Origin of the sequence: Fictibacillus solisalsi, from assembly GCF_900103485.1 — a bacterium.
Lineage (GTDB): Bacteria > Bacillota > Bacilli > Bacillales > Fictibacillaceae > Fictibacillus_C > Fictibacillus_C solisalsi.
Genome location: NZ_FNHW01000001.1, coordinates 1,640,708 through 1,664,580, shown reverse-complemented (window position 1 = coordinate 1,664,580; position 23,873 = coordinate 1,640,708). Strand labels below are relative to the sequence as shown.

Annotated in this window: 28 protein-coding genes; 27 read left to right on the top strand and 1 reads right to left on the bottom strand. The window is 44.6% G+C overall.

Annotated features, from left to right (window positions below; all coding sequences use genetic code 11):
* Positions 1-2 precede the first annotated feature (2 nt).
* Positions 3-584: a lysophospholipid acyltransferase family protein gene (locus BLT53_RS08510; RefSeq protein WP_425284661.1), complete on the top strand. Its 582-nt coding sequence runs from the start codon at positions 3-5 to the stop codon at positions 582-584.
* A 75-nt stretch (positions 585-659) separates the two neighbouring features.
* Positions 660-1,805, top strand: coding sequence for a 30S ribosomal protein S1 (rpsA, locus tag BLT53_RS08505; protein ID WP_090234115.1), 1,146 nt, complete (start codon positions 660-662; stop codon positions 1,803-1,805).
* 77 nt (positions 1,806-1,882) lie between these two features.
* Here the strand turns inward: rpsA and BLT53_RS08500 are convergent, their stop codons facing one another.
* Positions 1,883-2,023 carry a YpzI family protein gene (locus BLT53_RS08500; RefSeq protein ID WP_074440490.1) on the bottom strand — a complete coding sequence of 47 codons (141 nt, stop codon included), beginning with the start codon at positions 2,021-2,023 and terminating at the stop codon, positions 1,883-1,885.
* Between the two features lie 91 nt (positions 2,024-2,114).
* Here BLT53_RS08500 and BLT53_RS08495 point away from each other — a divergent pair, with 91 nt between their 5' ends.
* From BLT53_RS08495 to BLT53_RS08375, 25 genes are all read left to right on the top strand, one after another.
* Entirely contained in the window at positions 2,115-2,720 is a 606-nt protein-coding gene (locus BLT53_RS08495; RefSeq protein WP_090234114.1) for a YphA family membrane protein, read from the top strand.
* 127 nt (positions 2,721-2,847) lie between these two features.
* On the top strand, positions 2,848-4,161 hold the full coding sequence (gene der / locus BLT53_RS08490) for a ribosome biogenesis GTPase Der (protein ID WP_090234112.1): 1,314 nt from the start codon (positions 2,848-2,850) through the stop codon (positions 4,159-4,161).
* A gap of 15 nt (positions 4,162-4,176) precedes the next feature.
* The gene (gene plsY / locus BLT53_RS08485; protein ID WP_090234110.1) at positions 4,177-4,764 is read left to right on the top strand and encodes a glycerol-3-phosphate 1-O-acyltransferase PlsY; all 588 of its coding nucleotides are present in this window, start codon (positions 4,177-4,179) and stop codon (positions 4,762-4,764) included.
* Between the two features lie 18 nt (positions 4,765-4,782).
* A complete protein-coding gene (locus BLT53_RS08480; protein WP_090234109.1) occupies positions 4,783-5,823 on the top strand; it encodes an NAD(P)H-dependent glycerol-3-phosphate dehydrogenase in 1,041 nt (346 codons plus the stop codon).
* Between the two features lie 86 nt (positions 5,824-5,909).
* Positions 5,910-6,170 carry a stage VI sporulation protein F gene (locus BLT53_RS08475; protein ID WP_061970689.1) on the top strand — a complete coding sequence of 87 codons (261 nt, stop codon included), beginning with the start codon at positions 5,910-5,912 and terminating at the stop codon, positions 6,168-6,170.
* A gap of 175 nt (positions 6,171-6,345) precedes the next feature.
* On the top strand, positions 6,346-6,546 hold the full coding sequence (locus BLT53_RS08470; protein WP_090234107.1) for a DUF2768 domain-containing protein: 201 nt from the start codon (positions 6,346-6,348) through the stop codon (positions 6,544-6,546).
* 14 nt (positions 6,547-6,560) lie between these two features.
* Positions 6,561-7,277 (top strand): hypothetical protein, encoded by a 717-nt coding sequence (locus tag BLT53_RS08465; RefSeq protein ID WP_090234106.1) that lies wholly within the window; start codon positions 6,561-6,563, stop codon positions 7,275-7,277.
* Between the two features lie 295 nt (positions 7,278-7,572).
* Positions 7,573-9,051 (top strand): stage IV sporulation protein A, encoded by a 1,479-nt coding sequence (gene spoIVA / locus BLT53_RS08460; RefSeq protein WP_061970681.1) that lies wholly within the window; start codon positions 7,573-7,575, stop codon positions 9,049-9,051.
* 264 nt (positions 9,052-9,315) lie between these two features.
* Positions 9,316-9,588, top strand: coding sequence for an HU family DNA-binding protein (locus BLT53_RS08455; RefSeq protein ID WP_061970679.1), 273 nt, complete (start codon positions 9,316-9,318; stop codon positions 9,586-9,588).
* 189 nt (positions 9,589-9,777) lie between these two features.
* A complete protein-coding gene (folE, locus tag BLT53_RS08450; protein ID WP_090234105.1) occupies positions 9,778-10,344 on the top strand; it encodes a GTP cyclohydrolase I FolE in 567 nt (188 codons plus the stop codon).
* A 24-nt stretch (positions 10,345-10,368) separates the two neighbouring features.
* Complete coding sequence (gene mtrB, locus BLT53_RS08445; protein WP_061970674.1) at positions 10,369-10,590, top strand: trp RNA-binding attenuation protein MtrB; 222 nt, start codon at positions 10,369-10,371, stop codon at positions 10,588-10,590.
* Positions 10,591-10,707: 117 nt separating this feature from the next.
* Positions 10,708-11,415, top strand: a complete 708-nt coding sequence (locus BLT53_RS08440) for a heptaprenyl diphosphate synthase component 1 (protein ID WP_090234103.1) — start codon at positions 10,708-10,710, stop codon at positions 11,413-11,415.
* A gap of 3 nt (positions 11,416-11,418) precedes the next feature.
* Entirely contained in the window at positions 11,419-12,126 is a 708-nt protein-coding gene (locus tag BLT53_RS08435) for a demethylmenaquinone methyltransferase (protein WP_090234101.1), read from the top strand.
* 16 nt (positions 12,127-12,142) lie between these two features.
* Positions 12,143-13,006, top strand: coding sequence for a UbiA-like polyprenyltransferase (locus BLT53_RS08430; RefSeq protein WP_170834279.1), 864 nt, complete (start codon positions 12,143-12,145; stop codon positions 13,004-13,006).
* Positions 13,007-13,071: 65 nt separating this feature from the next.
* Positions 13,072-13,920, top strand: coding sequence for a menaquinone biosynthesis protein (locus BLT53_RS08425; protein WP_090234099.1), 849 nt, complete (start codon positions 13,072-13,074; stop codon positions 13,918-13,920).
* 9 nt (positions 13,921-13,929) lie between these two features.
* On the top strand, positions 13,930-14,895 hold the full coding sequence (hepT, locus tag BLT53_RS08420) for a heptaprenyl diphosphate synthase component II (protein WP_090234097.1): 966 nt from the start codon (positions 13,930-13,932) through the stop codon (positions 14,893-14,895).
* 100 nt (positions 14,896-14,995) lie between these two features.
* Positions 14,996-15,439, top strand: a complete 444-nt coding sequence (gene ndk, locus BLT53_RS08415; RefSeq protein WP_061970659.1) for a nucleoside-diphosphate kinase — start codon at positions 14,996-14,998, stop codon at positions 15,437-15,439.
* A gap of 113 nt (positions 15,440-15,552) precedes the next feature.
* Complete coding sequence (locus BLT53_RS08410; RefSeq protein ID WP_170834278.1) at positions 15,553-16,332, top strand: CheR family methyltransferase; 780 nt, start codon at positions 15,553-15,555, stop codon at positions 16,330-16,332.
* Between the two features lie 352 nt (positions 16,333-16,684).
* Positions 16,685-17,725 (top strand): anthranilate phosphoribosyltransferase, encoded by a 1,041-nt coding sequence (gene trpD, locus BLT53_RS08405; RefSeq protein WP_090234095.1) that lies wholly within the window; start codon positions 16,685-16,687, stop codon positions 17,723-17,725.
* Entirely contained in the window at positions 17,706-18,464 is a 759-nt protein-coding gene (gene trpC / locus BLT53_RS08400) for an indole-3-glycerol phosphate synthase TrpC (RefSeq protein WP_090234093.1), read from the top strand. Before trpD ends, trpC begins: the two co-directional genes overlap by 20 nt.
* Positions 18,454-19,113 (top strand): phosphoribosylanthranilate isomerase, encoded by a 660-nt coding sequence (locus BLT53_RS08395; RefSeq protein WP_090234091.1) that lies wholly within the window; start codon positions 18,454-18,456, stop codon positions 19,111-19,113. The genes trpC and BLT53_RS08395 overlap by 11 nt, the downstream gene beginning before the upstream one ends.
* Positions 19,094-20,302, top strand: coding sequence for a tryptophan synthase subunit beta (gene trpB / locus BLT53_RS08390; protein WP_090234089.1), 1,209 nt, complete (start codon positions 19,094-19,096; stop codon positions 20,300-20,302). The genes BLT53_RS08395 and trpB overlap by 20 nt, the downstream gene beginning before the upstream one ends.
* Positions 20,292-21,110 (top strand): tryptophan synthase subunit alpha, encoded by an 819-nt coding sequence (gene trpA / locus BLT53_RS08385; protein ID WP_244520382.1) that lies wholly within the window; start codon positions 20,292-20,294, stop codon positions 21,108-21,110. Before trpB ends, trpA begins: the two co-directional genes overlap by 11 nt.
* A gap of 18 nt (positions 21,111-21,128) precedes the next feature.
* The gene (hisC, locus tag BLT53_RS08380; RefSeq protein WP_090234087.1) at positions 21,129-22,241 is read left to right on the top strand and encodes a histidinol-phosphate transaminase; all 1,113 of its coding nucleotides are present in this window, start codon (positions 21,129-21,131) and stop codon (positions 22,239-22,241) included.
* A gap of 320 nt (positions 22,242-22,561) precedes the next feature.
* Entirely contained in the window at positions 22,562-23,821 is a 1,260-nt protein-coding gene (locus BLT53_RS08375; RefSeq protein ID WP_090234086.1) for a tetratricopeptide repeat protein, read from the top strand.
* The last annotated feature ends 52 nt before the right edge of the window (positions 23,822-23,873 follow it).

Genomic DNA, 23,873 nt, shown 5'->3' with positions numbered 1-23,873 from the left:
AAGTGAACCTTTACAGATTTGGGAAGATGGTCTGCGGCGCATTTTTAAAAAGCATGTACCGCATCGAGGTTAAAGGAAGAGAAAATATTCCCCAAACCGGCGGTATTCTGCTCTGCAGTAACCATATTAATAATTTTGATCCTCCGCTCGTCGGAGTGGCCGCTCCGCGAGATGTTCATTTTATGGCCAAGGCAGAGCTTTTTGACATGCCCATCCTAAAAACGCTTCTCCCCAATATCAATGCATTTCCGGTGAAACGCGGAATGAGCGATAAGCAAGCATTGAGAAATGGCCTGAATCTGCTTAAAGAGGGAAAGGTCCTCGGCCTTTTTCCTGAAGGCACTAGAAGCAAGACAGGAGAACTCGGGCAGGGGCTTGCCGGTGCCGGTTTTTTTGCTTTAAAATCGGAAGCTGCAGTCGTTCCATGTGCCATCAAAGGACAGTATAAGCGCGGCCAAAAAGTAACCGTTATTTTTGGTAAACCGATTGATTTTTCTGAAATGAGGGAGCAAAAAGCTTCCGCTAGGGACGCAACAAACCTTATAATGTTAAATATAGAAAAGCTTCTAAAGGAATCATCGTAAAAGGCATACTGTATACTTCCTTCATTCTGAAGGTTGAAAATATATACTTATACGAAATTGAGGAGGCAGTGACATATGGCTGACGAATTAAACACAAGTCTGGAAGAAACAAAGGTCCTTGAGGTGGGGGATATCGTAGAAGGTACCGTTTTAAAGGTTGAAGATAAACTGGCCATTCTTGATGTGAGCTACAAACAGGATGCGGTTCTTCCCGTCAACGAAATTTCCAATGTTTTTGTGGAAAAAGCTTCAGATTTCCTAAAAGAGGGGGACAAAATTACAGTGAAAGTCACGTCCCTGACAGAAGATCAGCTGACCGTATCAAAAAAAGCGGTGGATACCGTAAACTCATGGGAAGAGCTAAACAAAAAGTTCGAGCAAAATGAGACATTTGAAGTTACCGTTCATGAAGTGGTCAAAGGCGGTCTTGTGGTTGACCTTGGTGTTCGCGGCTTCATTCCGGCATCAATGGTTGAAAAACGATTTGTTGAAGATTTCAGCGATTACAAAAACCGTACGCTTGAAGTGAAAATTGTTGAGCTGGATCAGGAAAAGAACCGAGTGATCCTATCACACCGTGCGGTTGAAGAAGAATTGGAATCCCAAAAGAAACAAGAACGGCTCAATAACCTTGAAGCAGGACAAGTGCTTGACGGAACCGTTCAGCGTCTTACTGATTTCGGTGCGTTTGTGGATATTGGCGGTCTTGACGGTCTTGTCCATATTTCCCAGCTTTCGCATAAACGGGTAGAAAACCCATCTGAAGTGGTATCGGAAGGAGATTCCGTAAAAGTAAAAGTGCTTTCGGTTGACCGCGATAATGAGAGGGTTTCCCTTTCCATCAAAGAAACACAACCTGGACCGTGGGAAAGCAATGTTACCAGCTTATCATCCGGAAAAGTGATTCAAGGTACGGTAAAACGACTTGTTTCCTTCGGTGCATTTGTGGAAGTAGCTCCTGGTGTTGAAGGTCTTGTCCATATTTCCGAAATCAGCAACCGCCATATCGGTAGTCCAGGCGAGGTGTTGTCAGAAGGTGAAACGGTTACTGTAAAAATCCTTGATGTTGACACAAAAGAGAAAAGAATTTCACTCAGCATTCGTGCAGCCCAGGAAGACACTGAGCAGAAGGATATCCGAAATAACTTTCCTAAAGAAGAAAAAGGATTTTCTCTTGCGGATATGATTGGCGATCAGCTCAAAGGGCTTAAAAAAGACTAATCAAAAAGAACTCCGTCATTCTTTCTACACTTATCTTGTAGAAAGAACTCTTCGGAGTTCTTTTTTTGAAGGCGAATTTAATCCTTCTGGTGGTTTCGTTTTCTGGCTTCTTCTGGTCCTTCAAGTGATGTCGCACCTGAATATTTCAAGGACTGGTCACGATCGGATTCTACTCGGTGTGATTCTCTCAGCTTTTTCTCCTGGCGGTCTTTTCCCATTTGGTTTCCTCCTTTCGCTTTTCTTTTATTATGACTGTGTGATTAGGTTTTATTCGATTGAGCCATAATGGAGGATGAGGAGGGGAGCAACTTGGATGGTATTTTCTTTTATTGGTTTACATGGATCGGCTGGGCATACTGCTCATTTTTGATGAAAGCAAGCCGGCGGAGGACGATGTATTCTATAATGCTTTTAATGATGATGATCCTGCAGGGGTTTACACTGAGAGCAGGGAATCTTCTGCTTCATTTTTCGTTTGTATTCTTGTTGATGTGCGGTTTTGTTTTTGCATTCAGGCTGGATTTTAAACGAATGCTGTCATTTGTCTTTTGTTCCTGTTTGGTTGCTCTCGCCTATAATGCCATGCTTCTTTTCTCCATGTATGATCCGGTATGGATGGTTGTGGAGGTAAAATGGCTGCTTTCAGGGGTATTGTTCCTTCTATCTCTGTTTTTAATGCGGGAAACAAGTCTGAGACCGTTTATGCTGGGAGCCGGAATGGCTGTCGGTGAAACGGTGTATCATTTCATTATAAAAAAACTGACACTTGCTCTGGAACTGGGCAGCCTGGCATTTTTTGATGTTCTGACATTGTCGGTTGCACTCTGCTTTGTCTGGGAAGGCCTTCATCAATTTTCAGCTTACATTTATGCAGAAGCAGGAAAAGGGAGAGTGCTGAAGCGGGCTTCCCGATAAGCGGTCCCGCCGTGTTGTGGTTGTGGGTTGGACTTTTATCTGCTAAAATAAATGAGCTAACTCTAGGCCCTTCATGACGGAAGGGTTTTCTTTTTTGGGAACTATTAAGTTAAAAGGATGTGTCGACATGCAAAAGCCAGTATTGGCCATCGTCGGAAGACCAAATGTGGGAAAGTCCACGATCTTTAATCGGATTGTAGGAGACCGGGTATCGATTGTGGAAGATATGCCGGGTGTAACGAGAGACAGAATCTATAGTTCAGCTGAATGGCTGAACCGTGAATTTAATATTATTGATACAGGTGGTATAGAAATCGGGGATGAACCACTGTTGCACCTGATGAGGCAGCAGGCGGAGATCGCCATTGACGAAGCGGATGTCATTTTATTTTTGGTGGATGGAAAAGAAGGAGTAACCGCTGCGGATGAAGAAGTGGCCAAGCTTCTTTATCGGTCAAAAAAACCGGTTGTCCTCGGTGTGAACAAGATCGATAATCCTGAGCGCAAGGAACTGATCTATGATTTTTATTCACTGGGAATGGGTGAGCCTTATCCATTGTCCGGTTCTCATGGGATTGGTCTTGGAGATATGCTTGATGCGGTGTTCAGCCACTTTCCGCAGCAGCCGGAGGGCGAGGAAGATGAAGAAACCATCCGTTTCTGCTTGATCGGCCGCCCGAATGTCGGAAAATCATCGCTTGTGAACTCGATCCTCGGCAAGGAGAGAGTGATAGTCAGTAATATTGCAGGAACAACAAGAGACGCCATTGACTCTGAATTTACGCGTGAAGGCCAAAAGTATACCATTATTGATACAGCAGGCATGCGTAAAAGAGGGAAAGTGTATGAGTATACCGAAAAGTACAGTGTACTTCGCGCTTTAAAGGCGATTGACCGGGCGGATGTCGTTTGTGTGGTGCTGAATGCCGAAGAAGGCATCATTGAACAGGACAAGAAGGTGGCAGGCTTTGCCCATGAGGCAGGAAAAGCAGTCATTATTATTGTGAACAAATGGGATGCGATTGAAAAGGATGATAAGACACTCCGTGAATTTGAGCAAAAAATCAGGGATCATTTCCTTTATTTAAGCTATGCACCGATTCTTTTTGTTTCGGCTAAAACGAAGCAACGTCTTCATGCCCTTTATCCATTGATCAACCAAGTGGCGGAGAACCATGCTCTGCGCATTCAGACCAACGTATTAAACGACGTCATTATGGATGCTGTTGCCATGAATCCAACACCGACAGATAACGGAAAACGGCTGAAAATCAATTATGCAACACAGGTGGCGACCAAACCGCCAACCATTGCTCTCTTTGTTAATGATCCTGAACTTCTTCATTTTTCTTACAGACGCTTCCTTGAAAACAGGGTAAGAGAAACATTTGGTTTCATTGGCACACCAATCAGAATCATTGCCCGCAAGAAAAATGATTAGGTGCAGGAGCTTGTTATGGACATTCTTTTATTATTCATTGGAGCCTACCTTTTAGGCTCCATCAGTTTCAGTTACATCATTACCAAAGGGTTTAAAAAGGGAGATATACGAAAGCTTGGCAGCGGAAATGCGGGTGCCACCAATACGCTGCGCGTAATAGGGGTTGGTCCTGCCATTTTAGTGCTTTTGCTTGACGCGCTGAAAGGCATCGTTCCGGTCTGGATAGCACTGTCTCTTCATTATCCTCTAATCACGGCCATTGTTGCAGGCGGTATGGCCATTATCGGACACAATTGGCCGGTCTATTATGGATTTAAAGGAGGGAAGGGGGTCGCAACCACGATTGGTGTGTTTGTTATGGCCTCGTTTTTTCCTTCTCTGATTGCCGGTATCCTTGTGATTCTTATTATTGCGTTAACACGATATGTTTCTTTAGGGTCAATTGTTTTCATGATTTTAACACCAGTTTTAATGTTTGTTTTTCGATCAGTGCCAGTTGAGGCAGCACTCATGGCCTTGTTGATTGGCTTGCTTTCCATTTGGAGGCACCGGACCAATATTTCCAGACTGTTAAATGGAAACGAACGAAAATTAGGACAATAGATTAGGAGTGGACTAGGAATGGAAAAAGTTGCCGTAATTGGGGCAGGAAGCTGGGGAACCGCATTGGCCCTGGTACTTGCTGATAATGGACATGATGTCCGATTGTGGGGGAGAAGGCCAGAGCAGATCGAAGAAATTAATACCATACATACAAACGAAAAATATCTACCGGGTGTTGTTCTTCCAGAGGAAATTGTTGGCTATCACCGTTTGAAGGAAGCTGTGGAAGGAGTGCGAACTGTGCTGCTTGTCGCTCCAACAAAAGCAATGCGGGATGTGTTGCGTGATCTTGTTCCTTTGCTTGATGAGCCTGTGACCCTGATTCATGCCAGCAAAGGAATTGAACCGGAAACTTATAAACGGGTATCAGAAATCATTGAAGAAGAGGTTCCCGCCGAAAAACGGCGGTCCATTGTTGTGCTTTCAGGACCGAGCCATGCAGAAGAAGTTTCACTCAGGCAGCCGACAACAGTGACTGTTTCTTCTTCTGTTATTGAAGAAGCAGAGTTTGTACAGGATTTATTTATTAACCAGAATTTCCGTGTCTACACCAACCCTGATATAGTCGGTGTTGAACTTGGGGGCGCCTTGAAGAACATCATTGCACTAGGAGCAGGCATGTCAGATGGTCTGGGTTATGGGGACAATGCAAAAGCGGCCCTGATTACACGTGGACTTGCTGAAATCGCAAGACTGGGAACGAAAATGGGGGCAAATCCATTAACTTTCTCTGGTCTAACTGGCATTGGCGATTTAATCGTAACGTGTACGAGTGTTCACAGCCGAAACTGGCGGGCGGGCAATATGCTTGGCAAAGGTGAGGCGCTTGATGATGTCCTGAAAAAAATGGGCATGGTAGTGGAAGGTGTAAGAACAACGAAAGCAGCCTACCAACTCGCCAAACAGGAACAGGTGGAAATGCCCATAACGAGCGTGCTTCATGATGTCCTGTTTGATGGTAAAGATGCAAAAGAAGCTGTAGATGAACTCATGAAAAGAAGCCGCACACATGAGGTTGAGGATGTTTCTTCCCTCATTTCAGAGGGGCTCGCAGAATAAACGAACCGTCTTTCTCCTGATTTCAATCACGATTATTAGACCGATGCATAGGATAGTGGTGAATAGGTTGTGGAGGAGGACGAAAAATGGATCGTAATCATCAATTTTTTGATAAAGTTGAAAAGAAAACGAATGTAAAAAAGGAAGACATTTTCAAACTGGCCCAAACGGTCAGTAATGAAAATTTACGGGATGAACGCACGTTAAGAAGATTGATCTCCCAGGTAGCCTCCTTGGCCGGTGTTCCTGTTTCCAAACAAAAAGAAGACCAGATTGTCAGTGCTGTCATTAATAACAATGTACCCCTTGATTTTAGTACATTGTCCAAAATGTTCGACAACAAGTAGGGAAACGAATAGCCAATCTCTCTGCAGGTCGGAATACTTAGTCATCTAAGCAGGCGGTGCAACGCGCATCAGCCTGCCTTTTTTTTGCAAATTATGTCTTATTGAATTAAATAAGAGCGCTTACGCATTTCTAATATTTTATGCTATAATTTACGCTGTAAAAAGGAGGATACATATGGACGCAGGATTAATGAAAATGTGGGTCGCTCTGTCATCCATCGGTCTAATGTTTATTGCCGTTTTTTCGATTATGATCAGCAGGGCAAAGTTAAAAGGCTTTTTTAAATACATACTGGCAGCTATCGCATATCTTTGCATGTTAACGGCAGGCATTTTAATTGTACTCGTCGTCTTTAGCGGTCCGGTGAAAGGATAAGGAAAGCAGCTGGAATGAAAAAAATATGTTTAATAATTGCAAGCATCTGCATGCTTTTCAGCCTGTCAGGCTGCTTGTATCCCGATCAACAGAAAGCAGAGAACCGGGTCCCATACCATGACCAGATTCAAATGGTGCAGGGAGCGGTGAATGATTACAAAAAAGATACCTCCGTTTTGCCGATTAAGAATAAGGATGCCACTACCGATATTTATGAAAAGTATCCCATTGATTTTGGGCGGCTGGCACCCAAATATATGCAGCAGCCTCCAGGGAATTCGTTTGAAAAAGGCGGAACCTTTCAGTATGTGCTCATAGACGCGGAAACGAAGCCCAAGGTTAAGCTGATCGACCTTGTGATCGTAAACAAAGCCCAGGATCTTGAGCTCCGGCTCAAGGAATATACCCGCACGCACAAATATCCTCCCTATGACAAGATTTTGGCCAGCGGCAGGTATACCCTCGATTACAAAAAGATGGGGTACAAGGAAGCACCCTTTGTCGTAAGCCCTTACAGCGGAAAAAACCTTCCGTTTATTGTGGACAATGACTCGAAAGTCCACGTGGATTATTCGATCGATTTATACGAAGCGCTTAAAAAAGCAAAGGATATTAAAGAAGGAAAAGACATTCGTCCACTGCTGACGAAGAATTCCTATTTTGTTCCTGTACGTTCAGTTCCCTATACCGAGAAGAATGGAGAACCCCAGTTCCTGATCGGCAAACCTTAAGTTTATAGGGTGCAGCACAAATAATAGTCATGAACTCTCCCCTTTTTTAATACATTCATAGAAAAGGAGGAGAGTTTTTTATATAAAAAACGGACATGGTGAACACCTGGACAGTTTGCACACGGAAGGTCACAAGCAATTGTGCTTCTCTCCCGGTCTATACAACGAACTCAGGTCCACGCTCTTTTTTGTATGAAAAAACTTTCATTCCTTATCATATTTTTGGGACAACATCATATAGATGTAATGTCCAAGAATAGCATCCGGAACTTATTTGGATCGGGAGGGAAATGAATTGGAAAAAATCGATATTTTCAAAGATATCGCTGAACGGACAGGAGGAGACATTTATCTCGGGGTAGTCGGTGCTGTTCGTACAGGGAAATCTACGTTTATTAAGCGGTTCATGGAACTGGTGGTGCTTCCGAACATTCAAAACGACGGAGAGCGCCAGCGGGCACAGGATGAGCTTCCGCAAAGCGCAGCAGGCAAAACCATCATGACCACTGAACCGAAATTCGTTCCAAACAATGCAGTGAGTATTCATGTGGCAGAGGGCCTTGATGTGAATGTCCGTCTTGTGGACAGTGTCGGATATGCCGTACCGAGTGCAAAAGGCTATGAAGACGAAAACGGACCACGCATGATCCACACTCCGTGGTATGATGAACCGATTCCTTTTCATGAGGCAGCCGAAATCGGCACAAGAAAAGTCATTCAGGAGCACTCTACGCTGGGTGTGGTGGTGACGACGGATGGTTCGATTGGCGAAATCCCAAGATACGATTATATTGAATCCGAAGAGCGTGTCATTGAAGAGCTGAAAGAGGTAGGTAAACCGTTTATTCTGGTGGTCAATTCGGTTCACCCGCACCATCCGGATACTGAACAGCTGCGTAAGGAATTAAACGAGAAATATGATATTCCTGTCCTCGCGATGAGTGTGGAAAGCATGACAGAGCATGATATCAACAATGTGCTGCGAGAAGTGCTTTACGAGTTCCCGGTTCTTGAAGTCAATGTGAACCTGCCAAGCTGGGTAATGGTCCTCCGGGAGGAACACTGGCTGAGAGAGAGCTACGAGGAAGCCGTAAGAGAAACAGTCAAAGACATTCGCAGATTAAGAGATGTGGACCGGGTTGTCGGCAGTTTCAGCGATTTTGAGTTTATTGACGATGCGCGTCTTGCGGGGATTGAAATGGGGCAGGGAATTGCTGAAATTGATCTTTTTGCTCCCGATGATTTATATGACCAGATTCTAAAAGAAGTTGTGGGAGTGGAAATCAGGGGAAAAGATCATCTGCTGCAGTTGATGCAGGAATTTGCCTACGCGAAACAGGAGTATGATCAGGTGGCCGATGCGCTCAGAATGGTGAAGCAAACCGGCTATGGGATTGCAGCTCCTGCACTATCTGATATGAGCCTCGATGAGCCTGAAATCATCCGCCAGGGCTCTCGCTTCGGAGTCCGCCTGAAAGCGGTGGCCCCGTCGATTCATATGATTAAAGTGGATGTTGAATCCGAATTTGCACCAATCATTGGAACGGAAAAACAGAGCGAAGAGCTGGTCAGGTACCTGATGCAGGATTTTGAAGAGGACCCGCTTTCCATTTGGAACTCCGATATTTTTGGACGTTCGCTCAATTCAATTGTACGCGAAGGAATACAAGGCAAAATTTCACTCATGCCGGAAAATGCAAGGTACAAACTGAAGGAAACATTGGAACGTATCATAAATGAAGGTTCCGGAGGATTAATAGCCATTATTTTATAGTGAAAGGCTCCTATTTGGAGTCTTTTTTTGCATGGAAAGAAAGGAGGTTATTCCAAAAAATAGGCCTTTTGGCCACGGGATAAGGGGTTTTTCGCTATTTTTCGCATAAAAACATTGAATTCTTATAGCTTATCGTTTAATATAAGGCTTGTCATCAAAGTATTTAGTAAATCCTGTATAAAACAGGAGCGAGAGCTTTATGATAGTAATACAACCGAATATTTAGAGCATAGATACAGCGTTCTTTGAGAGGAGGTGAATGGAATGAACAAGACTGATCTTGTAAACACAGTAGCTGAACAAACTCAACTTTCTAAAAAGGATGCCACTAAAGCTGTTGATGCAGTTTTTGAGGCAATTGCTGATACGCTAAAAGAAGGTGATAAGGTACAACTTATCGGTTTTGGTAACTTCGAAGTTCGTGAGCGCGCAGCTCGTAAAGGCCGTAACCCGCAAACTGGTCAAGAAATCGAAATCGCAGCAAGCAAGGTACCTGCTTTCAAACCAGGAAAAGCCCTTAAGGATGCTCTAAAATAAGCTTATACATAGGGCAAGCAAGAACCGCATTGTGCGGTTCTTTTATTTTTTATGTAAAACATGCGACTTTAGCCCCCTACCTTTGCCTTTGCCTGATTCATATGCTAGAATCGGTTTAGAAAAACGTACAGCAATCGTTAAGTAAAAACTACTTGGAACGTTGCACGAACGAAATTGGAGGATAATGCAGTGAAGGAATTTGATCAGGCGAAAATTGAAAAGGCGGTTACCATGATTCTTGAGGCCATTGGAGAAGATCCAGCGCGTGAGGGCCTTGTCGATACACCAAAACGAGTGGCTAAAATGTACCAGGAAGTTTTTCAGGGGCTGAACCAGGACCCGAAAGAGCACTTTGCCACGATTTTCGGAGAAGACCACGAAGAATTGGTTCTCGTTAAGGATATTCCTTTCTATTCCATGTGTGAACACCATCTGGTTCCTTTTTTCGGGAAAGCCCATATTGGCTACATCCCTAAAGGAGGAAAGGTCACAGGCCTCTCCAAACTGGCGCGTGCAGTCGAAGCCGTTACTCGCCGGCCGCAGCTGCAGGAAAGAATCACGTCAACTGTTGCTGATTCTCTTGTTGAAACACTGAACCCGCATGGGGTGATTGTTGTTGTTGAAGCTGAACATATGTGCATGACCATGCGCGGAGTAAAGAAACCCGGCTCGAAAACCGTAACTTCTGCCGTAAGAGGAGTTTTTGTAGATGATGCAGCGGCAAGAGCAGAAGTTCTCACTTTTATTCGGAGCTAAATTTAAAGGAACGGAGTGTACGGTATGAAGGTAAACGAGAATGAATTTTTCGTTATCAAGGCAAAAGAAAACGGGGTTAATGTCATCGGTCTGACAAGAGGGACAGAGACCCGATTCCACCATTCAGAGAAGCTGGACAAGGGCGAAGTTATGCTCGCACAATTTACAGAACATACGTCTGCTGTGAAAGTTCGGGGCAAAGCCGTCATTTATACACGGCACGGTGAAGTCGACACGGAAGTATAAAAAAAGCTTGGCACGAGCCAAGTTTTCTTTATGCAGTAATCAATAGTTGAATGCACAATATGATATGATACATAATAGATAGAGTAAGCTTTAGTTGCAGGATGCGGGGGCAGGTACATGAGGATCATCCAAGAAGTGAATAAGTTAAATGAATATGTTTTACAGAAAATGGAACATTCGTTTTTGAAGGAATATGTTAATGTTCCCCAGTTAAACCAGGATAAATGTCTGATCACCTATTTGCTGCTTGCTGAGAGCGGATACGAGGGAGAGGAACTGCAGGAGTTGTATGCTGCGGTGATGCTTGTTCAATGTGCATTGGACACGCATGAAACGATCTTGAAGATCAGGGATAGTCATATCAAGGAGAGGCAGTTGACCGTACTCGCAGGAGACTATTACAGCAGCCTTTACTACTTTATGCTTTCCGTCTGTGAGGATGTGTCTTTAATTCGTGCACTTTCTTTGGGGATTCAGGATGTCAATGAAAACAAGATGCGGCTTTTTTACAGCAAACATATAAAGCCAGAAGAGGTAACCAACAGTATAAAAGGAATGGAGGCAGGAATTTTAAACCGTGTCGCCCGGCATCTGAAGAAAGAGCAATACATACCATTTATCACAGAATTTTTGTTTGTTTCTGCCACTTCCCATTGCCCTGACTCTCTTTTTTCAGACTATCATCTCCAAATAAAAAATGATGTGCTGCTTGCCCGGCACAAACTAAAAACGCAAAAGCAGCCGTTATCGTTAAAACCAGTCATGGAAAAGAGAATGAGGGGACTGCTTGAAGGGCCTCACTATTTATTGCCGGAGGAAGGGTAAGCCATGGAACAATTAAAGGAACAGAGAGTCCATTCGGTATTTGAAAAAATATCGGATCAATATGATTTCATGAACAATGTAATCAGCTTCCAACGGCATAAAAGCTGGCGGAAAGACACGATGAAGCAGATGGCCGTTAAAGAAGGAAGCATGGCGCTTGATGTTTGCTGCGGAACGGGTGACTGGAGCATTGCGCTTGCTGAGGCTGTTGGCATGAAGGGACATGTCACAGGCCTGGACTTTAGTCAGAACATGCTTGAAGTCGGTAAGAAAAAAGTAGAATCGCTTAACATGGAAAATGTGGAGCTGATCCATGGCAACGCTATGGAACTGCCATTTGAAGATAATACCTTTGACTATGTAACGATCGGGTTTGGACTGAGAAATGTACCCGATTATCTGCAAGTAGTTAAAGAAATGAGCCGCGTCGCCAAACCTGGCGGCAAGGTCGTTTGTCTAGAAACCTCTCAGCCTACCACTCCGCTGATCAGGCCTTTGTTTCGTTTCTATTTTTCAGTGATTATGCCCGTTCTTGGGAAGCTTCTTGCTAAAAGCTACAATGAATACTCATGGCTTCAGGAATCGGCAGGGGAGTTTTTGAACAGAAACGAACTGAAGTCCCTGTTTGAAGAAGCCGGGTTGACCCGTGTCATGGTTAAGCCATATACGTTCGGAACGGCAGCTATGCACATGGGAATTAAACAAACATAGAAAGAGAGATTGCCTTGTGTTTAAGAAATTAGCTATCATTCTTGAAATGATAAAATTCGAACATACCTTGTTTGCTCTTCCATTTGCTTTTCTAGGAGCAATACTGGGAAATGTTGTGGAGGAAGGAACGTTTCCCTCCCTGATGGAGTGGGTTTGGATTACCCTTGCGATGGTTGGCGCGAGAAGTGCGGCAATGACGCTGAATCGTGTGATTGATGCGAGAATCGACCAGAAAAATCCGAGAACTGCCATGAGGGCGATCCCGGCAAAGCTGATCAGCATGAAAGAGGCAGCTTTGTTTATTGCTGGTTCTTTTGTACTGCTTTTTGTCAGTGCATACCAGCTGAACATCCTGTCTGTCTGGTTGCTGCCGCTTGCTGTTTTCTTTCTGGTATTCTATTCGTATACAAAGCGGTTTACCTATTTATGCCATGTCATTTTGGGGGGGACGATTGCCCTTGCTCCTCTTGGCGGATGGGTGGGAGCAACCGGAACGTTATCAGCTGAAGCATTTTTGTTGTATGCGGGTGTTGTGTTTTGGACTGCCGGGTTCGATGTGATCTATGCTACTCAGGATGCGGACTATGACAGGAAGCACGGATTATATTCCATTCCTTCTTATTTCGGCATTCCAAAGGCCCTTCTAATTGCTCGTATTTTTCATGTGATCAGCTTTACAGCTTTTCTTGTTTTGGGGGCGGTATCCTCCTTTGGCTGGGTTTATTTCGCAGGTGTATTTTTGTCCGGTGCGATTATGGTATATGAACACTCCATGGTTTCTGCCGATGACCTGTCAAAGCTGAACCTTGCGTTTTTTACAATGAACGGAATTTTGAGTGTTGTAATGTTTGTTTTCTCTTTGGGAGATTTGCTTTTATAAAAAGTTTTGCTGTAGGGGTAACAACCTGGGAAGCATCATGAATTATTCAGAAGGTGGGGAGAGTAATGGCGCTGAATATTGGCGAAATTAAATATACTAACATTCTTCCTTTGTTTTTTTATTTAAATAAAAAGGAAATTGAAAGGACCGGAGCCCAGTTTATTCCGCAGGTTCCGGCCGAATTAAACCGCAGAATGGCAAGGGGAGAAATTGATCTGGGCGGAATATCGTCATTTGCCTTTGGTGAGAACAGTCATCAGTACAGCCTTTTTCCCAACCTGTCTGTTTCTACGTACGGAAAGGTAGGTTCCATTCTTTTATTCTCCAAGTCAAAAATTGAAGAGTTGGACGGCCGAAGCATTGCCCTGACCTCAAGCTCGGCAACTTCAGTCGTTTTATTGAAGGTTATCCTAAAAGAATTTATAGGCATAAATCCTCACTATGAAACAATGACTCCGGATTATGATGAGATGCTCTCAAGCCATGATGCTTGCCTCTTGATCGGAGAGGATGCAATCAAAGGCGGTTGGAGGCAGGAAAAAGATATTTACGTCTATGACCTTGGAGAACTATGGTATGAGAACACCAACCTTCCAATGACGTATGCCGTCATGGCAGTAAGAAACGATGCGATCAAGAGAGAAGCTCCTCTTTTGGAGAAACTCCTGATTCAAATGACGGAAAGTAAAGGCCGCACAGAGGCGGATGGCTACCACGATATGATTGAAGACGTCCTTTGTACGCATGGGGGCGAATCCGCGTTTTGGTCCCATTACTTCCAGGGCATTAATTATGATTTGAGTGAAAACCATATTAAGGGGCTGAAGCGTTATTTTGAACTGGCCTATAAGCATTCCTTCATTCAATCTCTTCCTGAATTTACATTTTTCAATTATTCCTTACAGGGCATTTAGGTGAAGAAGATGAAACTGACAGAACTTTATACGCATGTTAAAAAGGATTTGCAACAGATTGAAAAAGAACTGGAACAGACCATTTCCTCTCAGCACCCTATTATGCAGAAAGCAGGAAACCAGTTGCTGAAAGCGGGCGGAAAACGAATCCGCCCCGTTTTTGTAGTGCTTTCCGGGCATTTTGGAAATTATGATATTGAATCTGTCAAAAAGGTAGCAGCTGCTCTTGAAACCATCCATATGGCTTCACTCGTTCACGATGATGTCATTGATGACGCTGAATTGCGGCGGGGAGCAAAAACGGTAAAGGCAGCTTATGACAACAAAGTCGCCATGTATACCGGCGACTTCCTGTTTGCCAAAGCGATTGAACTGATGTCGGATATTCATCAAATTGCCGCACATCAGATTTTGTCTTATGCAATGAAGGAAATGTCCCTTGGCGAAATCCAGCAAATCAAGGAACAATTTGATCTGAATCAGAATGTCCGGCAGTATTTGCGCAGGATCAAACGAAAAACCGCCCTGCTTATTGCCATCAGTTGCCAGCTTGGCGCAATTGCTTCAAATGCTTCAATCGAGCTTCAGCAGCGGCTGTACCGCTTTGGATATTCAGTTGGAATGGCGTATCAGATTACCGATGACATTCTGGACTTTACGGGCACCGAAAAGGAACTGGGTAAACCTGCAGGCGGAGATCTAAGGCAGGGAAATATTACTCTTCCTGTTTTTTATGCCATGCAACAGCTTCCTGGGCTTAAAGGGAAAATCGGCCGGTTTTATGAAACGATGGATGAAAGCGAACTTTCATCCATTATTGATACAATAAAGACGAGCGGAGCCATCCGGCGTGCCTCCAATACGGCACAGTCTTATTTGGCCGATGCGCTTGTTGCAGCGGATGGCCTGCCTGCGGGACAGGCGAAAAACAGCATGATCAAGATTGCTAAATATATAGGCCGCCGGAAATTTTAACACGTTGCTAAATAACTTAATTTTTGTTACTATTTTCTAGGGGTTGCAGATTATAGACGACCCTCAAAAGCAACTACATAGAAGATAGGGGAGAATTATTGTGGAACAAACGTTTCTAATGGTAAAGCCCGACGGTGTACAACGCAATTTGATCGGTGAGATCGTTTCGAGATTCGAGAAAAAGGGGTTTCAGCTTGCTGGTGCAAAATTGATGACCATTTCACGCGAGCTTGCGGAAAATCATTATGCAGAGCACAAAGAACGTCCTTTTTTCGGTGATCTTGTAAACTTTATTACGTCCGGGCCTGTATTTGCAATGGTATGGCAAGGTGAAAATGTAATTGCCACTGCAAGAAACATGATGGGCAAAACCAACCCGGGCGAAGCTGCACCAGGCACAATCCGCGGAGATTTTGCCGTTCAGGTGAGCAACAATGTGATCCATGGATCAGATTCTCCCGAGAGCGCTGAACGTGAAATCGGATTATTTTTTCATGAAGAAGAGCTCGTACAATATGAAAAAGCAGGTTCTTCCTGGATTTAATGTAAGCGTTACAAACCAGCCCTTTGCGGCTGGTTTTTTCATTTGCAGCAAACGTAAAGGTTGTACCCTTTCAACCGATAAACAAAGTATCACCACAAAAAAGGGGAAAAATTATGGATCAGGATTACATGCGTTTTGTTGAGAAGATCAATTTGTTGACGTCTATTGATTTATCTCAATATAAAGAGGCTCAGATGAAAAGGCGTCTTACCGCTTTGCGCGATAAAAAAAATTACACCAGCTTTTCCGGCTATTATGAGGCTATTGAAGGAGATCCGCGCCTTATGGATGAATTTCTCGAACGGATGACCATCAACGTTTCAGAGTTTTTCAGAAATCCTGAACGATGGGACGCAGTTCGGCATAGAATACTTCCAGAGCTTATCGCCCAGCAAAGGAAATTGAAGCTGTGGAGTGCCGCATGTGCTGCTGGAGAGGAGCCGTATACTCTTTCTTGTCTTTTGCAGAATGATTTATCAAGGAGAGAATATTCCATTCTTGCAACAGATCTTGACCGTGCCGCTCTAAAAAAAGCGAAGGAAGGCATTTACGATCATAATGCACTGAAGCACGTGCCGGAAGCAATCAGATCCTCATGTTTCAGCGATACAGAAAAAGGAGCAGCTATAAGGGCTCATCTGAAAAAAAACATTAGGTTTCAACACCATAATTTGTTGCTGGATGCCTTCGAAGACGGATTTGATCTGATTGTCTGCCGGAATGTCATGATTTATTTTACGGAAGAAGCAAAAGAGGAGCTGTTTCGTAAATTTTCAGAAGCATTGAGGCCGGGAGGTTATCTGTTTGTAGGCAGTACTGAACAGATTTTTTATCCTGGAAGATTTAATTTACATCCCATGGAGCCGTTTTTTTATCAGAAGCCTGTATGTTGATCGAATATCTATCGGTCCTTGCGGGTTGACAAAATGAAGGAAATGCTTTATCTTGTGTTTTAACGATTTAGTTTAATTGATTAGAGTTAGAGAAGAATTTAGAGAACCAGAGTGAGTTTAGCAGAGAGATGAGAATAGCCGAGAATGATGAGTGGAGCGGAGCAGAGGGTTTATTACATAGATATCACCCATGCCTCTTCGTGCATGGGTTTTTTTGTCCCCTTTTTTCCTCATTCATTCTCCATCCTGATGGAGGTGGATCAGCACATGTTTTGTCTTCCTATTTATTTAACCCCGGTATGAAACGCGCCTTGCACCCTAATGCCCATACAATCATTAAGGAGGAATAGCAATGGCGATCAAAGAACTGCTTCAAAAAGGAATCCTGGGAGAAACGTATTCGGAAAGTGAAGCTTACGATATGATGAATGAAATATTGGAAGGGCAAGCGACAGAAGTTCAACTTTCCAGTTTGCTTACCATACTGCGTCTCAGAGGTGAAACGATTTCCGAGATCATTGGTTTTTCTACTGCGATTCTTGATCACACTTTACCTTTGCACGTCGATTATCCGCAACTTCTTGACACGTGCGGAACCGGTGGAGACGGGGCTTCCACTTTTAATATTTCAACGGCTTCAGCGATCATGCTTTCATCAGATGGCGTGAAAGTCGCAAAACACGGAAATTCGGCCGTTACTTCTAAAAGCGGCAGTGCGGATGTATTGAGCAGGCTTGGTATCCAATCGAGCAGTGACGTATCCGAAATCAAACGGAATCTGGATGAGTTTTCTTTATGTTTTCTTTTTGCGCCGAATTATCATCCGGCACTTCGTCATGCCAGTCAGACGCGTAAAGGCCTTTCGTTCCGGACCGTGTTTAATATCCTTGGGCCGCTTGTAAATCCCGCTCATCCTACACATCAGCTGATTGGAGCGTATAACCGGGAAACGGCCGAAAAAATGGCCATTGCCATTTCACAGTTCAAGAACCAGAGAACGCTGGTTGTAACCGGGGAGGACGGCCTGGACGAGTGTTCGATTTTTGCACCGACACACTTCTTTGATGTGAAGGATGGCCAGGTTTCAGAATTTACCCTTTCACCTGAAGATGTGGGGCTTTCATGCGGGAAGCTGGAGGAAGTGACCGTCTCATCCAGCCAGGAAAGCGCCGCTCTAATCCAGCGAGTCCTTAAGGGGAATGCACCTGAATCGGCACGCAATATTGTGGTTTATAATACGGCAGCATCGCTATACCTCACCGGAAGATCGGAAAGTATCCGGGAGGGCGTGGCATATGCCCAGGATCTTATTTCCAGCGGCAAAGCCCTTGAGCACCTTGAAATAATACAAAACCAGACAGGAGGAGTACCCTATGCTGCAACAAATTCTTGATGTGAAAAAAGAAGAAATAACAAAGCTACACCGCGAGTTTGAAGGCCAGCCGAACCAGAAAAAGGTATCCCTTTATGAAGCGCTTTCCAATTCTAGCCAAAAACCGGCTCTGATCGCCGAGGTGAAAAAGGCGTCTCCTTCCAAAGGAATCATTAAAGAACATTATGTGCCGTCTGAAATTGCTGCAGCTTACGAACAAGGGGGAGCCGCTGCCATTTCCGTTCTGACGGATCAGCGTTTTTTCCGCGGCCATGCAGCTGATCTTGTCGCTGTAAAGCAAATGGTATCGCTGCCTGTGCTAAGAAAGGATTTTATCATTGATAAGGTGCAGATTCGTGAGAGCGCTCATATTGGTGCAGATGCGATTTTATTAATCGCGGCTGCCATGGAGCCCGGGAAGCTCCATGAACTGTATGAATATGCCCGTGAAGAAAATCTGGATTGCCTCGTAGAGGTTCATTCTGTGGAAGAGCTCGAGGGTATTCTTGATGTATTTACACCCAAACTGATCGGAATCAATAATCGTGACCTCAGAAACTTCAATACCGATGTAACGCATACCGAGGCCATCGCTCGCTATATTCCAGAAGGGATACTGACCGTTAGCGAAAGCGGGATCAAAACGGCAGAAGACCTAAAATTTTTGCGTGAGCATAATATCGATGCCATTTTAGTGGGGGAAACCCTGATGCGCGCATCTTCTCCGGGAAAAGGAATTCAGCTGCTGTATGGTGAATAAGAATATCGCGGTAAAGTATTGCGGATGCAGGAGCAGGGAAGACTTGGAGCTTGTCAAGAGTTCTTCTGCAGGGTATGCGGGATTTATTTTTGCGCAAAGCAAACGAAGGGTGAGGCCGGAAGAAGTCTCATGCTGGATAAAGGAACTTCAACCGGTTCCTCAAAAAATCGTGGGTGTATTTGTTAATTCATCCATAGAAGAGATTGAACAGGCACTTAAGGTGCTTCCCCTCGACGTGATTCAGTGCCACGGGGACGAAACACCCCAGTTTCTAAAGCTGTTAAAGAAGAAGACCGGAAAAATCATTTGGAAAGCGGTCAGGCATGAAGAGGAAGGATGGAAGGCGCTGGCAGGATACGCGGGCGTTGCTGACGGGTATGTCATCGATGCTAGAGTAGAAGGTGCTTATGGAGGGACAGGCACGGCGTTTGACTGGGAAGCTGTACCCTTTTATCTTGAGGCTGCTTCGGTGCAAGAAGTACCGTGCTTCATTGCAGGAGGAATTTCAGCAAGTAATATCACCAGGCTGCTGAGGTATCAGCCTCATGGAATTGATATATCCAGTGGAATTGAAATGGACGGTAAGAAAAGCAAAGAGGCAATTACAGAATTGGAAGGGATGATCATCAATGAAAACAGTATATCCTGACAGCAAGGGAAGATATGGCCAGTTTGGCGGGAAGTTCGTACCTGAAACGATTATGTTTGCCCTTGAGGACCTGGAAAGAGGATTTTTGGAAGCGATCAATGATGAAGATTTTAAAAAGGATCTTGAACATGAGCTTACACATTATTCAGGAAGACCCACTCCATTAACCTATGCAGGGAAGCTGACCGAACGACTCGGCGGAGCAGGCATCTATCTGAAAAGAGAGGATCTGAACCATACCGGCGCACATAAAATTAACAATGCGATCGGACAGGCACTCCTCGCCAAACGGATGGGAAAAAAGAAAATCATTGCAGAAACAGGAGCGGGCCAGCATGGTGTGGCGGCGGCGACTGCGGCGGCCCGCTACGGCCTTGAATGCAAAGTATACATGGGAGAAGAAGACATCCGAAGACAGGAATTGAATGTGTTCCGAATGAAACTCCTTGGTGCAGAGGTTATACCCGTAACCAGCGGCACACGGACCTTGAAGGATGCGACAAATGAAGCCATCCGGCAGTGGGTGTCAGCGGTTGAAGATACGTTTTATTTGATTGGTTCCGCTGTTGGTCCGCACCCTTATCCGAAAATTGTTAAAGAGTTTCAAAGTGTGATTGGGTTTGAAGCGAAAGCCCAGTACAAGGAGATGCATGGTGGAAAGCTTCCCGATAAGGTCGTAGCCTGTGTGGGCGGAGGAAGCAATGCAATCGGCATTTTTGCCGGGTTTGTCAATGAGGATGTAAAGCTTGTAGGCGTTGAAGCCGGAGGCAAGGGAATCCTGACAGGGCTGCATGCAGCTACAATGGCAAACGGGAGAGAAGGCGTTATCCATGGGTCTCTTACGTATCTTCTGCAATCAGAGGAAGGGCAGATCCAGGAGCCTTATTCCATCTCGGCAGGACTTGATTATCCAGGTGTGGGACCTGAGCATGCCTACTTAAAATTCACAAAACGGGTGGATTATCAATGTATTACCGACGAGGAGGCACTTGAGGCACTGAACATTCTTTGCCTGGAAGAAGGAATTCTTTGTGCACTAGAGAGTGCGCATGCTGTTGCCCAGGCGATCAAAGAAGCAAAAGCCATGAGCCCTGATGAAAATTTGATTATTTGCCTCTCCGGCCGCGGAGATAAGGATGTTCATACCCTGTTTGAACAGCAGAAGGAGGAAGATTCCCATGACCAATAGGATGAAAGAGTTTCAGAATCTAAAGACGCCACTTTTTGTGCCTTTTATTACAGCGGGTGATCCTTCCTTAGAAGCGACGGTTGACCTTGCTCTTGCCCTGCAAAATGAAGGAGCTTCAGCCCTGGAGCTGGGGATTCCCTATTCCGATCCGCTCGCTGATGGTCCGGTCATTCAGCGTGCATCCCTGCGAGCGCTGAAAAACGGGATGTCGCTCGAAAAAGCGATAAAGCTGGTCTCCGATATGAGGGAGAAAGGACTGACGATACCAGTTATCATCTTTACTTATTACAATCTTTTGTTACAATTGGGAGAACAGAAATTTTTTGAACTGGCAGCACAGCATGATATTGACGGACTTCTTGTGCCGGATATGCCGTTTGAAGAAAGTAAAGAGCTTCATGAGGCATGCCTTCAGCATGACTTGAGCTTCATCTCCCTGGCTGCCCCTACGACATCCAGGGAGCGGCTTAAAGAGATCGGCCGAACTGCCCAGGGCTTTTTGTACTGTATTTCATCCCTTGGCGTGACAGGGACAAGGACTTCGTTTGCCAATGACTTGGACCGTTTTCTGGAAAATGCCAAGGCTTCAAGTCACGTCCCGGTACTTGTGGGCTTCGGTCTTTCCAGCAGGGAACAGATGCAGCAGTTTGAAGGGAAATGCGACGGATTTATCATGGGCAGTGCCATCGTCAAAAAAATTGAAGAGCTGGGGCCAGAACTTGTGAACGAGGAAACGAAGGACAAAGCCATTGCGGCGTTTTCTGATTTTCTGTCCAAAGTGGTCCCGGTGAAGAAAGTGTATAGTTAATAGAAAGGAAGGGTCTTTGTGGAGGCGAAAAAACAACTGCAGAATTTAACACCCTATCAACCGGGAAAACCAATTGAAGAAGTAAAACGAGAATACGGACTGACCAAAATTACAAAATTGGCGTCAAACGAAAACCCTTATGGCAGCTCCCCGTCAGTTCGAGATGCCATTATTGCAGAAACCGCTCATCTTGGATTGTATCCGGATGGCTACAGCGCAGAACTGAGAGAAGAGCTTTCTGAATTTTTGGGAGTTAAGCAAGAAAAACTCATCTTCGGAAATGGTTCGGACGAAGTTGTCCAGATTCTTACAAGAAGTTATTTGCGTGAAGGCACCAATACGGTGATGGCGGAACATACCTTTCCACAATATAAGCATAACGCAATAATCGAAGGGGCAGAAATCCGTGAAGTCCCTCTAATTAACGGTGAGCATGACCTAAAAGGCATGCTCGGAGCAATTGATGAAAATACGAGAATTGTCTGGCTCTGTTCCCCAAACAATCCAACAGGGCATTACATCAGCCAAAAAGCTTTTGAATCCTTTATGGCCGAGGTGCCTGAGCATGTTCTCGTCGTAAGTGACGAAGCGTATTATGAATACGTGGTGGCGGAGGATTATCCTGAAACCATTCCCTACCTCTCACAATATCCTAACCTTGTGATCATGCGTACTTTTTCAAAGGCCTATGGTCTGGCAGCTCTGCGAATCGGTTATGGAATAGCGGACGAGCGTATAATTCGCGCTATTGAACCGGCCAGAGAACCATTCAACACTTCAAGAATTGCCCAGGCAGCTGCCCGAGCAGCCATCAAAGACCAGGATTTCCTTGCATCATGTCTGAACAGGAACAGAAAAGGACTCAAGCAGTATTATGACTTTTGCGAGAAGAATGGCCTGTCCTATTACCCTTCACAAGGTAATTTTATTTTAATTGATTTTAATGAAGACGCTAATAAGCTGTTTCAACATTTGCTCGAGAGGGGTTATATCGTCCGCTCGGGAGCAGCGCTCGGCTTTCCTACAAGTCTGCGGATCACGGTAGGCGATGAGATCCAGAACAAGGAGATTATCAGCCACTTGGAAACTTATCTGGAGACGGCAGCCGGTATAAAAAAGGAAACCGTATAATCAATCACAAGAAAGAAGCCATTCCTGGGCTTCTTTCTTGCTGTATTCAAAATTTTCGAAAAATAAGGTTGATTTTTATCCTGTACCTGCTATACTATAACTAATATGGTTTCTCTCCACTCCTATCCATATTATTGTTTTCCCTGACAGCGCTTTCACCGTCGGGGATTTTTTTATTGGAATGCAATCATATCTTTGGAAGTGGCCACATAGCCTGTCTATAGAAGGTGGGTTGGCCAAACGTACCTTTTGAAGTACACCCTTGCTCTCATGTATAATAATCGTATAGAACGATTGTAGTGAGAGAAGGAGTTTTGCCAGTGGAAAAGTTACAGGAAGCCATTACCCTTGTTGAAATGGGACATGTTCAGGAGGGCATCCAGCTTGTTGAAGTATTAAGAAAAGAGGCCGATCATCAAACCTTGTATGACATTGCCAGGCTTTATGAAAATTGGGGCCATCTTGATGAAGCATTAAAGATTGTTACCCAGTTGAGAGCGCTCTATCCGGAAGAAGGCGACCTTACCATCTTTGCGGCTGAACTCCTCATTGAAATGGAAAAAGAAGATGAAGCCCTTGAAATACTGGGGCAAATCAGTGCCTATGATGAATCTTATGTCCAATCCCTTCTTTCGCAGGCTGACCTTTACTTCATGCAGGGTTTGCATGAAGTGGCAGAGCAAAAGCTGCTGAAAGCCAGAAAGAGCAATCCGGAGGAACCGGTACTTGCATTTGCGCTCGGTGAACTTTATTTGGAACGGGGCGATTTCCTGAAAGCTGCTGCCTTCTTTAAAGAAGCTGAACCGATTGCAAACAGCCTTCCGGAAGGAGATCTTTACTTAAGGCTTGCCGAATCGCTAAGCAGAGGAGGCAAGTTTGAGGAAGCACTGGAGTACTACAAAAAAGGCTTGGACATCAAAAAAGAACTGCACAGCTTGTTCGGATATGGCTTGACAGCCTATAAAACAGGTGAGTTTAAAACGGCAATAACAGCCCTAACAGAATTAAAGGACCTTGATCCTGATTATACGACCCTTTATCCCCTGCTTTCTTCTGCCTATGAGGAAGAAGGAGCGCTTGATGAAGCATTGGAAGCCGTCCGAGAGGGGATTGCCAAAGATGAATTCAATGAAGACCTGAAAGTCCGTGCAGCAAAGCTATTGTATCGAATGGGTAATCAGGAAGAAGGTGAGCGTTTTGCAAGAGATGTCATTGCGCTGAACCCTTCCAATGCAGATGCCGTTCTTCATCTGTCCTCACAGCTGAAGAAAGAAGAGCGGTTTGATGATATCATCGAGCTCCTAACGCATGTAAAGGAACAGGGAGATGAGACGCCTGAGATGGCATGGGACCTCGCCTATGCCTACAAGGAAGCAGAAGAATTTGATGCCGCACGTGAACAATATGAATCAGCTTTTCCTTATTTTAAAAACCATGAAGTCTTTTTAGAAGAATACGGAATGTTTCTGATTGAAGAAGGAGAACCTGAAAAGGCATCCACAGTCCTGAAGCATGCCTTGTCATTAAACCCAAACCTTTATCATCTGGAAGAAACCATCAGCAGGCTGGAGGAATTTTAATTCAATTATTCTTTCCGGCAAGAAGGATTTATCGAGCAAGGCAAGAATATAC

Excerpts from the sequence above, each read along its gene's own strand:
- trpB (WP_090234089.1), top strand. The coding sequence starts at position 19,094 with ATGAAAACAGTATATCCTGACAGCAAGGGAAGATATGGCCAGTTTGGC.
- BLT53_RS08435 (WP_090234101.1), top strand. The coding sequence starts at position 11,419 with ATGGAACAATTAAAGGAACAGAGAGTCCATTCGGTATTTGAAAAAATA.
- BLT53_RS08440 (WP_090234103.1), top strand. The coding sequence starts at position 10,708 with ATGAGGATCATCCAAGAAGTGAATAAGTTAAATGAATATGTTTTACAG.
- mtrB (WP_061970674.1), top strand. The coding sequence starts at position 10,369 with ATGAAGGTAAACGAGAATGAATTTTTCGTTATCAAGGCAAAAGAAAAC.
- BLT53_RS08465 (WP_090234106.1), top strand. The coding sequence starts at position 6,561 with ATGAAAAAAATATGTTTAATAATTGCAAGCATCTGCATGCTTTTCAGC.
- BLT53_RS08475 (WP_061970689.1), top strand. The coding sequence starts at position 5,910 with ATGGATCGTAATCATCAATTTTTTGATAAAGTTGAAAAGAAAACGAAT.
- trpA (WP_244520382.1), top strand. The coding sequence starts at position 20,292 with ATGACCAATAGGATGAAAGAGTTTCAGAATCTAAAGACGCCACTTTTT.
- plsY (WP_090234110.1), top strand. The coding sequence starts at position 4,177 with ATGGACATTCTTTTATTATTCATTGGAGCCTACCTTTTAGGCTCCATC.
- BLT53_RS08455 (WP_061970679.1), top strand. The coding sequence starts at position 9,316 with ATGAACAAGACTGATCTTGTAAACACAGTAGCTGAACAAACTCAACTT.
- BLT53_RS08480 (WP_090234109.1), top strand. The coding sequence starts at position 4,783 with ATGGAAAAAGTTGCCGTAATTGGGGCAGGAAGCTGGGGAACCGCATTG.
- trpD (WP_090234095.1), top strand. The coding sequence starts at position 16,685 with ATGGCGATCAAAGAACTGCTTCAAAAAGGAATCCTGGGAGAAACGTAT.
- BLT53_RS08395 (WP_090234091.1), top strand. The coding sequence starts at position 18,454 with ATGGTGAATAAGAATATCGCGGTAAAGTATTGCGGATGCAGGAGCAGG.
- BLT53_RS08425 (WP_090234099.1), top strand. The coding sequence starts at position 13,072 with ATGGCGCTGAATATTGGCGAAATTAAATATACTAACATTCTTCCTTTG.
- hepT (WP_090234097.1), top strand. The coding sequence starts at position 13,930 with ATGAAACTGACAGAACTTTATACGCATGTTAAAAAGGATTTGCAACAG.
- BLT53_RS08470 (WP_090234107.1), top strand. The coding sequence starts at position 6,346 with ATGGACGCAGGATTAATGAAAATGTGGGTCGCTCTGTCATCCATCGGT.
- rpsA (WP_090234115.1), top strand. The coding sequence starts at position 660 with ATGGCTGACGAATTAAACACAAGTCTGGAAGAAACAAAGGTCCTTGAG.
- BLT53_RS08410 (WP_170834278.1), top strand. The coding sequence starts at position 15,553 with ATGGATCAGGATTACATGCGTTTTGTTGAGAAGATCAATTTGTTGACG.
- trpC (WP_090234093.1), top strand. The coding sequence starts at position 17,706 with ATGCTGCAACAAATTCTTGATGTGAAAAAAGAAGAAATAACAAAGCTA.
- BLT53_RS08500 (WP_074440490.1), bottom strand. The coding sequence starts at position 2,023 with ATGGGAAAAGACCGCCAGGAGAAAAAGCTGAGAGAATCACACCGAGTA.
- der (WP_090234112.1), top strand. The coding sequence starts at position 2,848 with ATGCAAAAGCCAGTATTGGCCATCGTCGGAAGACCAAATGTGGGAAAG.